Genomic DNA, 13,852 nt, shown 5'->3' on the forward strand with positions numbered 1-13,852 from the left:
GCTATGCGTGGTTCGGACAGGGGCGATCGCGGAGCGTGAGGACGCGGGCGCCCTTCCCGCCGGGGGACGGGCACCCGGCACATGCCGGGCCGTCAAGGGCCGCGAAGAAAGTGGAATCAAATCTTCAGCCCGTGACACGGGGGAGGGCCGGGTTCACGGTGAACCTTTTCCGGTGACAGCACTACTCCCCCTCGAAGGGGGGCAGCGCCGTGATGACCTTCTCCAGGCCCGGTGGCAGCGACCCCTGGTCGGCGGCCACCTCGCGGCCGTCGTGCGCGATGGCGTACGCGTACCCGTCGAACACCGTCCCGCCCGTGGAGACGACCCGGGGCAGGTGCGCGAAGTCCGCCTCCCGGAGCGCGCCGCGCAGCTGCTCCAGGGCGGCCGCCGACAGCGTGCCGGTGCCGGTCTGCTTCGCCTGCGCGTCGAGCCGCAGGAACGAGCCGTCGCCCTTGACGACCAGGCTGAGGCTCCGCCCGGCGAAGCCGCCGCTGCGCGTGACCCGGACGAGCGTCTCGTCGGCGTCGGGCGCCCGGGGGGCGGGGCTCGCGCCCGGCGCCGGCGTCCGGCCCGGGCTGCCGCTCGGGCTCCGGCCCTGGTTCTCGCCCGGGCTCCGGCCGGGTGTCAGGTGCGCGGTGACCTCGCCCGGGGCGGTCTTGTCCGCCCCCTGCGAGGAGCATCCGCCGAGCGCCAGGACCACCGGCAGCACCGCCGTCACCGCGGCCGCTCGAAACGCTCGCACACCCCACCCCCGCAGGAAGCCGGACCGAACCACGAGTATGGAGTCCGCACCACCCGCACGGAAAGCACCCGGAGGCCGACATCAGCCGCATCGCCCCCTGGCGCTGGCTGCCGCCGCTCGCCGCCCTCGCCCTGGGCCTGTGGGGTCTGGCGCGCGGCGGCAGCATGTGGCGTGACGAATCAGTCACCTGGCAGGCGGCGCACCGGCCGCTGGGCGGCCTCTGGGAACTGCTCGGGCAGGTCGACGCCGTCCACGGCCTGTACTACCTGCTCCTGCACGGGGTCTTCGCGGTGTGGGACACGGCCGGACTCCCTGGCGGCCTGCCCGGCGGCGGGCTGTGGGCGCTGCGGCTGCCCTCCGTCGCCGCCACCGCCCTTGCCGCGGCCGGCGTGGCCGCCGTCGGGCACCGGCTGGCGGGGGAGCGGGCCGGGCTGATCGCGGGCCTCGCCTACGCCGTGGCGCCGCCGGTGCAGATGTACGCCCAGGAGGGCCGCTCGTACGCCCTCGTCGCGGCGGCCGTGGTCTGGGCGACGTACCTGATGCTGCGCGAGCGCTGGGTGGCGTACGCCGGTGTGCTGCTGCTCGGCTGCTGGCTGCACGAGTTCGCCGTACTGGCCCTGCCCGCGCACGGCTTCGCCGCCTGGCGCTCGCGCGGCTGGCGCTGGAGCGCCGGGGCGGTCGCGGCCGGGCTGCTGCCGCTGGCCCTGGTCAGCGCCCGGCAGGCGCAGCAGCAGCTGGGGTGGCTCGGGCGCCCCGGCTGGCAGGACTGGGCGGCGTACGGGCTGGCCGCGGTGGCCGCGCTGCTGCTCGCGCGGGGGGCGTCGGCCCCGCGGGAACTCGTGCGCATCGCCCTGCCGCTGGCGCTGCTGCCGCCCGGGCTGCTGCTGGCGGTCTCGCTGGTGCACCCCTGGTACGTCGACCGGTACGTGCTCTACGCGCTGGCCGGGCTCGCCCTGCTGGCCGGGGCCCGGCTCGGGGCGGCGCGCGGCCCGCTGCCGTGGCTGCTGGTGGCGGCGCTGCTGGTGCCGTTCGGCTGGTGGTCGGCGTGGCTGCGCACCCCCGAGAGCCGCAAGGACGACGTGCTCGCGGTGGCGGCGGCCGTCCGGGAGCGGGCCCGGCCGGGGGACGCGGTGCTGTTCCTGCCGTCGCGGCGGCGCGAGTGGCTGCTGTCCTCGCCGCGGGTGTACGGGTCCCTGCGCGACGTGGCGCTGGAGCGCTCCCCGGCGGCCTCGCGCAGCCTCCAGGGCACGGAGCGGCCGGCGCCGGAGATCCGGGCGGCGCTGCTGGAGGCGGACCGGGTGGTGGCCCTGCTGGACCCGGCCGGGCAGCCGGTGGACGGCTACCCGGGGGAGGCGGTCAAACGCCAGACCCTGGTCTCGTCCTTCGACCTGTGCTCGGTGACCGAGGTGCGGGGCGCCCGGGTGGCGGTGTTCGCCCGGCCGGACGGCTGCCCGTGAGCCCTGCCGGGGCCGGGGCCGGGGCCGGGGACGGGGCCGGGGCGGTTGCGCGGCCGGGGGAGCCGCACAGGAGGATGAGGCGTCCCGCCGCCGCCCACCGGCGCGGCCGCCGAGCCCCGGAGGTGCCCATGCCCGCGCACGAGAACGCCGAGCCCCGAGACCCCGCCCCGGACGCGCCCGCGACCCTGCCGCCCGGCCCGATCGCGGGGTCCACGCCCGGGCCGCTGCCCGGGCCGTTGGTCGGGGTCGACTGGCTGGCGGGGCGGCTCGGGGCGGCCGGGCTCGTCGTGTTCGATGCCTCCGTCGGGGCCCACCGGGGCGCGGACCGGCGGATCCCCGGGGCTCGGCCCTTCGACCTCGACGGGGTGCTGTCCGACCACGACGCGCCCGCGCCGCACGCCATGCCCGGCGCCGCCGAGTTCGCCGGGGCGATGCGCGGGCTCGGCCTCGACGACACCGACACCGTGGTCGTCTACGACGGCGCCGGGGTCTACTCCAGCGCCCGCGCCTGGTGGATGCTGCGCGCCATGGGCTTCGACCGGGTCGCCGTCCTCGACGGCGGACTGCCCGCCTGGCTCGCCGCAGGGCGGGAGGCCGAGGCCCACGGCCCGGCGTACGAGGGCCCGCGCGGCTCCTTCACCGCCCGGCCGCGCGCCGGCCTGCTGGTGGACAGCGCCGCCGTGGTGGCGGCCCTGGCGGACCCGGCCGCCGCCGTACTGGACGCCCGCACCCGGGAGCGTTTCGCCGGCACCGCCCCCGAGCCCCGGCCGGGCCTGCGCGGCGGCCACATGCCCGGCGCGGTCAACCTCCCCTTCGGGGAACTCCAGGGCGACGGGGGCCTGATGCGGCCGCCCGCGGAACTGCGCGCGGCCTTCGAACCGCTGGTCGGCGGGGTCGGCGAGCGCGACCGGCTGCTGTTCAGCTGCGGCTCTGGGGTGACCGCCTGCGTCCTCGCCCTCGGCGCGACCCTCGCCGGGTACGGGCCCGGGCACGAAGACGGCCACGGCCACGGCCGCGGGCGCGCGCACCTCGCCGTGTACGACGGCTCCTGGAGCGAGTGGGGCATGCCGTCCGACCTGCCGGTGGCCACGGGGGGTTAGCCCCACCCCGTACCCGGGTACCGCCCCCATCGGCCGGGGGCGGTCCGGCGCCCAGGATCGGGGGCATGTCCTCACTCGCCGCCCTCACCGCGTCACCCCGCCCCGCCCGTACGGCGATCGCCGCCCTCGGAGCCGGACTCCTCCTGGCCGTGGCCGGCTGCTCGTTCACGGACGGCGGCCCGAAGAAGACCACGGAGGCCGGCGCCACCATCGGCGAGAGCGTGACCGCGGTCGAGGTCACCGATGCCCGGGCCGGGTCCATCGAGGTCACCCCGGGCAGCGGCCCGGGCGTCACGGTCCGCCGTACCGTCCACTACCGGGGCGACACCGCCCCGGCTCCGGGGCAGCGGGTCTCCGGCGGCGTGCTGACCTTCACCAACGGCTGCTCCGGCAGCTGTTACATCGACTACCGCCTGGAGGTCCCGGCCTCCGCCGCGGTCCGGCTCGACAACAGCAGCGGCCGCATCACGGTGACCGGCGTGGCCTCGGCCGACCTGTCGTCGGACTCCGGCCCGGTCACGGCCGAGCGCATCACCGGCCCGCTGAAGGTCCGTACCTCCTCGGGCCGGATCACCGCCGCCGGCCTGTCCGGCCCGAGCGCGCAGGTGCACTCCGACTCGGGCGATGCCCGCCTGGACTTCACCGCGGCCCCGAAGTCGGTGACGGCCGAAACCGGTTCGGGTGACGTCACGCTCAAGGTCCCCGCGGCCCCGTACGAGATCGCGGTCTCCACCACCTCCGGAGACCGCGAAGTCGCCCTCCCCAGCACCCCGGCGGCCGCCTCCCGCCTCTCGGCGAAGACCACCTCGGGCGACCTCCGCATCTCGGCGGCGGGCTAGCCCGCCGAGCCGCGCTCGGCGGCGCTCCGCTCGACGCAGAACTCGTTGCCCTCGGGGTCGGCCAGGGTCACCCAGCCGGTCCCGTCGGGCTTGCGGTGATCGCCGACGAGGGTGGCGCCCAGCGCCAGGACCCGCTCGACCTCCTCGTCGCGCGACCGGTCCTGGGGCTGCAGGTCCACGTGCAGCCGGTTCTTCGCCGTCTTCGCGTCGGGCACGGTCACGAACAGCAGGGTGGAGCCGGGCGCCGTGACCAGTGCCTCGGGGTCCCCGGGAAAGTCGTCGTCGCCGAGCGAGCCGTCCAGGACGGCGGCCCAGAACTGCCCCAAGCGGTAGGCGTCGGAGCAGTCGAAGGTGAGGTGTCGTACGAGAGAAGCCATGCGGCGCACTATCGGTGAGTCCCGCGACCCCTGTCCAGCGCATTGGGCGACCCGCACCGGCCGCCTGCCGCCTGCCGACGGCTGAGGCGTTGCGAGGCATTGCGAGGCGTTGCGAGCCCCTCACCGGTCGCGCTGCCACCGGCCGCGAAATCCGAGCGCGCCCGCGCCGCGGCCCCGGCAAGGTCGGCCGCATGGACTGCACCTTCTGCCGCCTGATCCGGGACGGCGCGGCCCGCTGGGTGCACCGCGGGCCCGTGGCCTGCGCGTTCGCGCCGCTGGACCCGCTCGCGCCCGGGCACACCCTGGTGGTGCCGACCGCGCACTACGCCGACGTCTTCGATACGCCCCCGCGAACCCTGGCCGACACCATGGGCCTCGTGCAGCGCCTCGCGGGTGCGATGCGCGGCGCGCTGGGTGCCGGCGGCGTGGACATCCTCAGCGCCAACGGGCCCGGCTCCGAACAGTCGGTGCCCCACCTCCACTTCCACGTGGTGCCCCGCTGGGCGGACGACGGCTTCTCCACCTGGCCCGCCCGTCGCTCCGCCCACCCCGCCACCGGCGACCCCGTCGCCCGCCTCGCCGCCGCGCTGACCGGAGCGGGCTGATGCCCGCCGCACCGTGGACGGGCGGCGAACTCGGCCGGGACCGGGGCGCCTGCACGCACCCGGCCTCGGCCTTCGACGGACGGGCCCGCTTCGAGCACGACGGCTGCGCCGCCTTCATCCCTCGCGAGGACGGCCTTCGGCTGAGGCGCGGCGGGCACACCGGCCCGGTGCGCCTGCCGCAACCCCGGAACCGGCGTTCGCCGGGGGCGAACGGGGGTTGGGGAACAATGGCGGGCGCACGTGCATTGAGTCGGCATAGCTCAACTTGACTGCCGGAGGGAAGATCATGGGTTCGACGTCCGTAACGCTCACTTTGCCCGTGCTGCCGCTCGACGACGAGGTCGTGCTGCCTGGGATGGTCGTTCCGCTGGATCTGTCCGACGCCGAGGTGCGCGGGGCCGTCGAGGCCGCCCAGGCCGCCGTCGGGAGCGGAAAGCCCCGGGTGCTGCTCGTGCCGCGGGTCGAGGGCAAGTACGCCGGCACCGGTGTGCTGGGGACCGTCGAGCAGGTGGGCCGGCTCTCCGACGGGGATCCGGGCGCGCTGATCAGGGGCCGGGGCCGGGTCCGCATCGGGGCCGGGACCACCGGGCCCGGGGCCGCGCTCTGGGTCGAGGGCGAGACCGTGGAGGAGACCCTCCCGGACCCGCTGCCGGGGGCCGTCACCGAGCTCGTCAAGGAGTACAAGGCGCTCGCCACCAGCTGGCTCAAGAAGCGCGGGGCCTGGCAGGTCGTGGACCGGGTCCAGCAGATCGAAGGGGTGTCGGCCCTGGCCGACAACTCCGGGTACTCGCCGTTCCTGAGCGTGGCCCAGAAGGTCGAACTCCTGGAGACCGCCGACCCCGTCGCGCGGCTGGGGCTCGCCGTCAAGGCGCTCAGCGACCACCTCGCCGAGCAGGACGTCGCCGAGTCCATCGCCAAGGACGTACAGGACGGCGTGGACAAGCAGCAGCGGGAGTTCCTGCTCAGGCGCCAGCTGGAGGCCGTCCGCAAGGAACTGCGCGAGCTGAACGGGGAGAAGGACGGCGAGGAGTCCGACGACTACCGGACCCGGGTGGAAGCCGCCGACCTGCCCGAGAAGGTACGGGAGGCCGCGCTCAAGGAAGTGGAGAAGCTGGAGCGCGCCAGCGACCAGTCGCCCGAGGGGTCCTGGATCCGCACCTGGCTCGACACCGTGCTCGAACTGCCCTGGAACGAGCGGACCGAGGACGCGTACGACATCCGCGGAGCCCGCGCGGTGCTCGACGCCGAGCACGCCGGGCTGAGCGACGTGAAGGACCGGATCACCGAGTACCTCGCCGTGCGCAAGCGGCGCGGCGAGCGCGGCATGGGCGTCGTCGGCGGCCGCCGCGGCGGGGCCGTGCTGGCCCTCGTCGGACCGCCCGGGGTGGGCAAGACCTCCCTCGGGGAGTCCGTGGCGCACGCGATGGGGCGCAAGTTCGTACGGGTGGCCCTGGGCGGCGTACGCGACGAGGCCGAGGTCCGCGGCCACCGCCGGACGTACGTCGGCGCCCTGCCGGGGCGGATCGTCCGCGCCATCAAGGAAGCCGGGTCGATGAACCCGGTGGTGCTGCTCGACGAGATCGACAAGGTGGGGTCCGACTTCCGGGGAGACCCGGCCGCGGCCCTGCTGGAGGTCCTGGACCCGGCGCAGAACCACACCTTCCGCGACCACTACCTGGAGGTCGAGCTCGACCTGAGCGACGTGGTGTTCCTGGCCACCGCCAACGTGCTGGAAGCCATTCCGGAGGCGCTCGCCGACCGCATGGAGCTGGTCCGGCTCGACGGGTACACCGAGGACGAGAAGGTCGTCATCGCCCGCGACCACCTGCTGCCGCGTCAACTGGAGCGCGCCGGGCTGGGCGTGGAGGAGGTCGTCCTGCAGGAGGAGGCGCTGCGGAAGCTGGCGGGCGAGTACACCCGCGAGGCGGGCGTGCGCACCCTGGAGCGCTCCATCGCGCGGCTGCTGCGCAAGGTGGCCTCGCAGCACGAGCTGGGCGAGCGGGAGCTGCCGCTGAGCATCGGCGCGGGCGATCTGAGGGCGCTGATCGGGCGGCCGCACCACGTGCCGGAGTCCGCGCAGGACCCGGCCGAGCGGCGCACCGCGGTGCCCGGCGTGGCCACCGGCCTCGCGGTGACAGGGGCGGGCGGCGACGTGCTCTTCGTCGAGGCCTCGCTGGCGGACCCCGAGACCGGCGCCGCCGGGCTCACGCTGACCGGACAGCTCGGCGACGTCATGAAGGAGTCGGCGCAGATCGCGCTCAGCTTCCTGCGCTCGCACGGCGCGGAGCTGGAGCTCCCGGTGGCCGACCTGAAGGACCGGGGCGTGCACATCCACTTCCCGGCGGGCGCGGTGCCCAAGGACGGCCCGAGCGCGGGCATCACCATGACGACGGCGCTTGCCTCGCTGCTGTCCGGGCGGCAGGTCCGTACGGACGTGGCCATGACCGGCGAGGTCTCGCTCACCGGCCGGGTCCTGCCGATCGGCGGCGTGAAGCAGAAGCTGCTCGCCGCGCACCGGGCCGGACTGACCACCGTCATCATCCCGAAGCGCAACGAGGCCGACCTGGATGATGTCCCGGCCGAGGTGCTGGAGGGGCTGGAGGTGCACCCGGTGACGGATGTACGCCAGGTCCTGGAGCTCGCGCTCGCCCAGCGGGAGGTGTCCTTCACCACGGCGGCCTGACCGCGGCCCCCGCCGCCCGGCCTCCGCCCGCCCTTCGCCCGACCTGCGCCGCAGGGGCCCGGGGACCCCCACGGCGGGGCCCCGGGCCCTCGGTGTGCCCGCTGCGAAATACTGGGGGCCGACGCGGCCGGAGCGCCGCACCCCACCGAAGGAGCAGGACGTGCACGGGAGCGAAGACCAGGAGTTCCTAGCCCTGGAGCGGGAGCTGTCCGTCTTCCTCCGGCGCGCCCGGGCCTCCTCCGGGGAGATGGCTCGCGCCCTGCACCCCGAGCTGGAGCCGGCCGCGTACGGGCTCCTCACGCGCCTGGAGGCCGCGGGCCGCCAGCGCGCCACCGAACTCGCCGCCTACTTCGGGGTCGGCAAGGCCACCATGAGCCGCCAGCTGCGCGCCCTGGAGCTGCTGGGCCTGGTGGCCCGCGAGCCGGACCCCGCGGACGGCCGGGCGTTCCTGGTCGGACTCACCGACGAGGGCCGCGAGCGGTTCCTGCGGGTACGGGGCGCGCGGCGCGAGCAGTACATGCGCAAGCTCGCCGACTGGGACCGGGGCGAGGTCGCCGAACTGGCCCGGCTGCTGAACCAGTTGAACGCGGGGGCCGAGTAGCCGCCGCCTGCCGCTCCGCGCCCGGCCTGCCGCCCCGCCTACAGCTCCGCGTACACCGCCGACGCGTCGTCGTGCCGCTTGCCGCGCGCCTGCGGCCGGGCCGGGTCCGACTCCAGTGCCCGGACCCGGCCGATCAGGCTCTGCGCGCCCTCCTTGCGGAGCACGGCCAGGCACTCGGTCCAGTCGCCCTCCCCGAACGTGTCCGTCCACCGGCTGGCCCCGTCCGTGAGCGCCGCCAGCGCCCGCACGTCCGCCCGCGGGGTGCGCCCGGTGACCGCCCGCGCGGCCACCGCCGGGTCCGCGGCCGCGGTGAAGAAGCCGCCCTCGGCGTTGCGCAGTGCGTCCGCCCCGGCCACCGTGCGCAGCGCCTCGCGCGGGATCCGGTCCAGCCGGTCGTCGAGCACCGCCGTCACCTCGCCGCCGGGCGCCTGGAGGAGCAGGACGGAGTCCGAGAGCACCAGGTGCTCGACCCAGTCCTCGTCCCAGCGCACCACGACCACCGTCGCCTGCGGGGTGCGCACGTGAGAAAGGTCACAGGTGTCGCGGTGGGCCTCGGCGGTGGCGCCGATGGCCTCCGCCAGGATCCGGCTCAGCGGCATGTCCCGCCGCGATCCGGACAGTTCGGTCAATCGGCCGCCGAGCCGGGTCGCGAACCAGGGCACTCCGTGCGCGCACCCCACCTCCCCGCGCGGCGGGGTGACCCCGTCCAGGGCGACGAGTACGCCGCCGCCCGACGCGGGTATCGCGGCCGACAGCCAGTCCTCATTGGGGCGTTCCGGGCTGCCGGGGGCCGAGGCCAGGTCGATGCGCATACGGACATTCTGCCCGGCGGGCCCTGCCGGCGCGGCTCCGCCCGCGAAAAGTCCGTACCAATTCCGGAGACGGGTGGGGCGCGTGGGGCCGCAGCGAGACCGCGGGGCCACCCGGATGTGGGCGGGCATACTGCCAAAAGCCGCATCGATCTTTCAACCACCCGTCCACGGCCGCGCTCTGACGCCCGCTCGCCGAGTTGGCCGCCAACTCATCCGTGATGTTCACTCCTTCGAGTGGCCGGGTGGGCGATGGGCGGCTCTCTCCCCAACACACTGCGATGGTCTGTGGCGGTACGAGGGGGCAAGGAGCGTTTACTTGTTGACCGGCCGTTACCTCGGCCACACGAGTAGACGAGCAGCACGAGCCACACGTACAGGATTGCGAGCACCGGTGCAGAAGAAGCGGTCTCGACAGAACGGCACCGCCCCCGACGGGCCCGCCCCCGCAGGACGCCGTGTCCGCGTGCGCAGCCGGCTGGTCGTCGGCGTCGCCGTCGCCGGACTCGCCGTCCTCGCGGCCGGCGCCCCCGCCGCCGTCTCCGCCTCGGCGGACCTGAACGACTCCCAGCGCCTGGTCACGCTCGCCGAGCAGACCCGGCAGACCCTCACCCTCTCCCACCTCCTCGGCGACGAGCGCGACGCCGTCATCGAGTACGTGGCCGAGGGCCGCCCCGGCGCCGCCGCCAAGGGCCCCGTGCAGGAGCGCGCCGCCCGTACCGACCGGCAGCTCGCCGAGGTCCAGGCCGTGGCCGACGAGGAACTCGCCCGCGCCATCGGCCGCGTCCGGGCCGTGCGGACCGAGGCCCTCGACGGCAAGGGCACCGCCCTCGCCGCCCACCAGGCCTACGCCGGGGTCATCGCGCAGCTCCTCGCCCCCGGCGACCGGATCGCCGAGCTCACCCCGCCGCGCGCCGGGGCCGCCCTCGCCACCACCCGGCCGCTCGCGCCCCTCGGCCAGGCCGTGGAACAGGCCGCGGCCACCCGTGGACTGCTGCTCGCCGCGCTGGCCGTCCCCCGCGGCGAGCAGCCCCCCGGCTCGGCGGTGATGGACGAACTCACCACCGCCGCCCAGCGTGCGCGCGTACGGGAGCAGGCCGCCCTCGACGACTTCGCCCGCGCCGCGCGCCCCGACGTACGCCAGACCCTCGCCGCGACCGTCACCGGCCCCGAGGTCAAGACGGCCGACGACTACCTCAGGCGGCTCACCGAACGGCCCACCCTCACCGGCGCCGACCGCAGGCTCGACGGACCCACCGTCGGCTCCGCGCTCACCGCCCGCATCGACCGGATGAGGTCGGTGGAATCCACCCTCGCCGGCCAGCGGGCCACCGCGCTCGCCGCGCTGCGGGACGACGACGTCACCTCGCTGGAGACCCTCGTCGCCTTCCTGGGCGTGCTGTTCCTGGTCACCATCGCCGTCTCCACGGCCGTCGCCCGCTCGCTGACCCGGCCGCTCTCGGTGCTCCGGCGCGGCGCGGCCCGGCTGGCGACCCCGGAGGGCTCGGTGGAACCGGTGCGGTTCACGGGCCGCAACGACGAGTTCGCCGAGGTCGTGCGCCACCTCAACGCCGTGCGCGACCAGACGGTCTCCCTGCACACCCGGATCGCCGGGCTCGACGCCGACCGGCGGCGGATCATCGGCCGCAACGAGGCGCTGGCCTCGGGCCGCGAAGCGCTGGAGGGCGAGCTCGCGCAGCTGCGGGCGGGGCTGGAGGAGCACCGCCGCATCATGTCGACGACCTCGGTCTCCCTCTCGCTGCGCACGCTCGGCCTGGTGGAGCGCCAGCTCGCGGTCATCGAGGAGCTGGAGTCCGAGGAGCAGGACCCGGACCGGCTGGCGACCTTGTTCAAGCTGGACCACCTGGCGACCGTCATGCGCCGCCACAACGAGAACCTGCTGGTCCTGGCCGGGCAGGAACACGGCCACGGGCAGGCCGCGGCGGTGCCGCTGGTCGACGTCATGCGGGCGGCGGTCAGTGAGATCGAGCGCTACGACCGGGTCGACCTGGCCGCACTGCCCTCGTACACGCAGGTCGCCGGGCACGCGGCCGACGACATCTCGCACGTGCTGGCGGAGCTGCTGGAGAACGCGACCACCTTCTCGCCGCCGGACGCCAAGGTGAAGGTGTCCGGGTGGCTGCTGGCCTCCGGCGACGTGGCGCTGTCCGTCCTGGACGAGGGCATCGGGGTCACCGGGGACCGCCTGGAGTCGCTGAACTCCCGGCTGTCCACGCCGCAGGCCTACGACGAGGAGCCCGAGTCGGAACACGGCCTGGGCCTCGGCCTGTACGTGGCCGGGCGGCTCGCGGCGCGGCACGGGGTGACGGCGGAGCTGCGCGCGGCGCGGCACGGCGGGACCGAGGCGCTGGTGGTCGTCCCGGCGGCGCTGCTGCCGGACACCCCGCCGGTGTCGCCGATCCACATGCTGGGGGCGCCGGGAGCGCCGGCCCTGCACCTGCCGGGCGCGATCGCGGAGGCGAACCAGAACACGCTCCAGGGCCGGACCCGCGGCCTGACGGAGCAGGAGCCGGAGCAGGAGCCCGAGCCGGAGCAAGAGCCGGAGCCGGAGCCGGAGCCGACGTCCGAGGCCGCGCCGACCACTGACCCGCTGCCTTTGCCGCAGCCGCGGGCGGCGGATTCCGCGCCCGAGCCGACGCGGGAGCGCGAGTCTGCGGCCGAGCCGGACCGGGAGCCGCAGCCGGAGTCCGGGTTCCCCGCCGGGGGCGGGCAGTTGCCGCCCGCGGACCAGGTGTTCACCGTCCCGGCCCAGGGGGACCCCGGGCAGGAGCTGCTCGCGCGGGTCGTGCCCGAACCCGCGCCGGAGGCCGAGCCGCACGGCCACGCCCCCGCCGCCGACGACGACTGGCTGCCCCGCCAGGGCAGCCACCCCGCCCCCGGTTACCAGGCCGAGGCCGAAGCCGAGCCCGTCACCGACAAGGGCCTGCCCAAGCGGACCCCCCGGGTGGTGGCCGCCGGGCGCGGGGACGACGTACGGACCGAACCGCGCCGGGTGGACGCCGACGAACTGCGCCGCCGGCTCGGCGGGTTCTACCGGGGCGCCCAGGACGGGCGGCGCGTCGCCGCCGCCGAGACCGCACAGCACCAGGGGCAGACCGACCGGGGGGACACCGCACAGGAGGCACGCACATGACCGCGCCCAGTACGTACGGACTGAGCAGCCAGGCTCGCAACCTGCAGTGGCTGCTGACCGACCTGGTCGAGGAGGTGCCCGGCGTCGACTCCGTGGCCGTCGTGTCCTCGGACGGGCTGCTGCTGCTCTCCTCCGACCCCGTCCCGGAGCCGGACCGGCCACCCGCCGGACGGCCCAAGGGCCCGCGCGGCGCCTCCGCCGACCTGGCGACCATCGTCTCCGGCCTCGGCAGCCTCACCGCGGGAGCCGCCGCCCTCATGGACGGCGGCGCGGTGAAGCAGACCATGGTGGCCATGGACCACGGCTCCGTGTTCGTCATGGCCATCAGCGACGGCTCGCTCCTCGGCGTGCACGCCGCCCCCGACTGCGACATGAGCGTCGTCGCTTACCACATGGCCCTGTTCGTCGGTCGCGCCGGCCACGTCCTGACCCCCGAAGTCCGCAGTGAGCTGCGCCAGTCGATGGAGAGAACAGCGTGAGGAGTCCGGCCACCGACCGGCTGCCGATACGCGGCGCCGACCGCCGCCCCGCCCGCGTCCGCCCGTATTCCCTCACGGGCGGCCGCACCCGCGTCACGCAGGTCCTGCTGGTGGAGACCTTCGTCGCCGCCCTGGATCCCCACGCGTCCCGGCCGCAGAAGCCCGACCGCATGCCCGAGATGCCCGCCATCGTCGAGGTCTGCCGACGCATGCGGACGATCGCCGAGATCGCGGCCCTGCTGAAGCTGCCCCTCGGGGTGGTCCGCGTCCTGGTCAGCGACCTCGCCGACCAGGGAAGGCTCCGCGTCTACGGGACCGGGCACGGCGCCGGCCGTCCCGAACGCGCGCTGCTGGAAAGGGTGCTCAGTGGTCTTCGCCGTCTCTGAAACCCCCACGGCCGAGGACGACGAGGCGGTGCAGCCCTGGCAGTACGACCGCTCCCGTGCGCCCGTCGCCGTCAAGGTGCTGGTCGCGGGCGGCTTCGGCGTCGGCAAGACCACCTTCGTGTCCTCCGTCTCCGAGATCACCCCGCTGCGTACCGAGGCGGTGATGACCCAGGCCAGCGTCCCCACCGACGACCTGTCCGCGACCCCGGACAAGAACACCACCACCGTCGCGATGGACTTCGGGCGCGTCACCCTCGACGACGACCTCGTCCTGTACGTGTACGGGACGCCAGGGCAGGAGCGCTTCTGGTTCATGTGGGACGACCTGGTCCGCGGAGCCATCGGCGGCATCGTGCTCGCGGACACCCGCCGGCTGCGCGACTGCTTCCCGGCCCTCGACTACTTCGAGAGCTGCGGGCTGCCGTACGCCGTCGCCGTCAACCACTTCGAGGGCACGCGCTCGTACGAGCCCGAGGACGTGCGCGAGGCGCTGACCATCCCGCCCCGCGTACCCGTAGTGATCATGGACGCGCGGCGCCGCACCACCGTCGTCGAATCCCTGCTGACCCTGGTGGGCCACGCACTCGACGCCACTCCCGAATAGGGCCCCCTCCCGAACA

General features: G+C 75.4%; 13 protein-coding genes. 10 read left to right on the top strand and 3 right to left on the bottom strand.

Translation table 11 applies throughout. The features are described 5' to 3' along the window. Positions 1-181: 181 nt before the first annotated feature. Entirely contained in the window at positions 182-742 is a 561-nt protein-coding gene (locus ACFWB8_RS19450) for a hypothetical protein (RefSeq protein WP_385228097.1), read from the bottom strand. Positions 743-906: 164 nt separating this feature from the next. On the opposite strand from ACFWB8_RS19450, the gene ACFWB8_RS19455 reads away from it, so the two are divergent. The 3 genes from ACFWB8_RS19455 (at position 907) to ACFWB8_RS19465 (ending at position 4,138) form a co-directional block, all read left to right on the top strand. After that, entirely contained in the window at positions 907-2,199 is a 1,293-nt protein-coding gene (locus ACFWB8_RS19455) for a hypothetical protein (protein ID WP_385228100.1), read from the top strand. A 128-nt stretch (positions 2,200-2,327) separates the two neighbouring features. Further along, the gene (locus ACFWB8_RS19460; protein ID WP_385228103.1) at positions 2,328-3,299 is read left to right on the top strand and encodes a sulfurtransferase; all 972 of its coding nucleotides are present in this window, start codon (positions 2,328-2,330) and stop codon (positions 3,297-3,299) included. A 65-nt stretch (positions 3,300-3,364) separates the two neighbouring features. Beyond that, positions 3,365-4,138, top strand: a complete 774-nt coding sequence (locus tag ACFWB8_RS19465; RefSeq protein WP_385228106.1) for a DUF4097 domain-containing protein — start codon at positions 3,365-3,367, stop codon at positions 4,136-4,138. Here the strand turns inward: ACFWB8_RS19465 and ACFWB8_RS19470 are convergent. Further along, positions 4,135-4,515: a VOC family protein gene (locus tag ACFWB8_RS19470; protein WP_385228109.1), complete on the bottom strand. Its 381-nt coding sequence runs from the start codon at positions 4,513-4,515 to the stop codon at positions 4,135-4,137. The two genes, ACFWB8_RS19465 and ACFWB8_RS19470, sit on opposite strands and share 4 nt — an antisense overlap. A gap of 191 nt (positions 4,516-4,706) precedes the next feature. Here ACFWB8_RS19470 and ACFWB8_RS19475 point away from each other — a divergent pair, with 191 nt between their 5' ends. From ACFWB8_RS19475 to ACFWB8_RS19485, 3 genes are all read left to right on the top strand, one after another. Beyond that, positions 4,707-5,120 carry an HIT family protein gene (locus ACFWB8_RS19475; RefSeq protein ID WP_385228112.1) on the top strand — a complete coding sequence of 138 codons (414 nt, stop codon included), beginning with the start codon at positions 4,707-4,709 and terminating at the stop codon, positions 5,118-5,120. A 286-nt stretch (positions 5,121-5,406) separates the two neighbouring features. After that, positions 5,407-7,803, top strand: coding sequence for an endopeptidase La (gene lon / locus ACFWB8_RS19480; RefSeq protein ID WP_385228115.1), 2,397 nt, complete (start codon positions 5,407-5,409; stop codon positions 7,801-7,803). Between the two features lie 160 nt (positions 7,804-7,963). After that, positions 7,964-8,404, top strand: a complete 441-nt coding sequence (locus ACFWB8_RS19485; RefSeq protein WP_385228118.1) for a MarR family winged helix-turn-helix transcriptional regulator — start codon at positions 7,964-7,966, stop codon at positions 8,402-8,404. A gap of 38 nt (positions 8,405-8,442) precedes the next feature. Here the strand turns inward: ACFWB8_RS19485 and ACFWB8_RS19490 are convergent, their stop codons facing one another. Beyond that, positions 8,443-9,216 (bottom strand): protein phosphatase 2C domain-containing protein, encoded by a 774-nt coding sequence (locus ACFWB8_RS19490; protein ID WP_385228121.1) that lies wholly within the window; start codon positions 9,214-9,216, stop codon positions 8,443-8,445. 463 nt (positions 9,217-9,679) lie between these two features. Between ACFWB8_RS19490 and ACFWB8_RS19495 the strand changes: the two genes are divergently transcribed. Genes ACFWB8_RS19495 through ACFWB8_RS19510 form a run of 4 tightly spaced genes read left to right on the top strand, consistent with a single transcriptional unit; the run spans position 9,680 to position 13,836 of the window. Further along, complete coding sequence (locus ACFWB8_RS19495) at positions 9,680-12,367, top strand: nitrate- and nitrite sensing domain-containing protein (protein WP_385228124.1); 2,688 nt, start codon at positions 9,680-9,682, stop codon at positions 12,365-12,367. Further along, on the top strand, positions 12,364-12,846 hold the full coding sequence (locus tag ACFWB8_RS19500; protein WP_385228127.1) for a roadblock/LC7 domain-containing protein: 483 nt from the start codon (positions 12,364-12,366) through the stop codon (positions 12,844-12,846). The genes ACFWB8_RS19495 and ACFWB8_RS19500 overlap by 4 nt, the downstream gene beginning before the upstream one ends. Then, on the top strand, positions 12,843-13,232 hold the full coding sequence (locus tag ACFWB8_RS19505; protein ID WP_385228130.1) for a DUF742 domain-containing protein: 390 nt from the start codon (positions 12,843-12,845) through the stop codon (positions 13,230-13,232). Before ACFWB8_RS19500 ends, ACFWB8_RS19505 begins: the two co-directional genes overlap by 4 nt. Then, complete coding sequence (locus tag ACFWB8_RS19510; RefSeq protein WP_385228133.1) at positions 13,213-13,836, top strand: ATP/GTP-binding protein; 624 nt, start codon at positions 13,213-13,215, stop codon at positions 13,834-13,836. The genes ACFWB8_RS19505 and ACFWB8_RS19510 overlap by 20 nt, the downstream gene beginning before the upstream one ends. The last annotated feature ends 16 nt before the right edge of the window (positions 13,837-13,852 follow it).

Origin of the sequence: Streptomyces sp. NPDC060031, assembly GCF_042736805.1 — a bacterium.
Classification (GTDB): domain Bacteria; phylum Actinomycetota; class Actinomycetes; order Streptomycetales; family Streptomycetaceae; genus Streptomyces.

Bases quoted from the DNA above. Each gene is read 5' to 3' on its own strand.
- ACFWB8_RS19455 (WP_385228100.1), top strand. From the start codon at position 907: ATGTGGCGTGACGAATCAGTCACCTGGCAGGCGGCGCACCGGCCGCTG.
- ACFWB8_RS19460 (WP_385228103.1), top strand. From the start codon at position 2,328: ATGCCCGCGCACGAGAACGCCGAGCCCCGAGACCCCGCCCCGGACGCG.
- ACFWB8_RS19465 (WP_385228106.1), top strand. From the start codon at position 3,365: ATGTCCTCACTCGCCGCCCTCACCGCGTCACCCCGCCCCGCCCGTACG.
- ACFWB8_RS19470 (WP_385228109.1), bottom strand. From the start codon at position 4,515: ATGGCTTCTCTCGTACGACACCTCACCTTCGACTGCTCCGACGCCTAC.
- ACFWB8_RS19475 (WP_385228112.1), top strand. From the start codon at position 4,707: ATGGACTGCACCTTCTGCCGCCTGATCCGGGACGGCGCGGCCCGCTGG.
- lon (WP_385228115.1), top strand. From the start codon at position 5,407: ATGGGTTCGACGTCCGTAACGCTCACTTTGCCCGTGCTGCCGCTCGAC.
- ACFWB8_RS19490 (WP_385228121.1), bottom strand. From the start codon at position 9,216: ATGCGCATCGACCTGGCCTCGGCCCCCGGCAGCCCGGAACGCCCCAAT.
- ACFWB8_RS19500 (WP_385228127.1), top strand. From the start codon at position 12,364: ATGACCGCGCCCAGTACGTACGGACTGAGCAGCCAGGCTCGCAACCTG.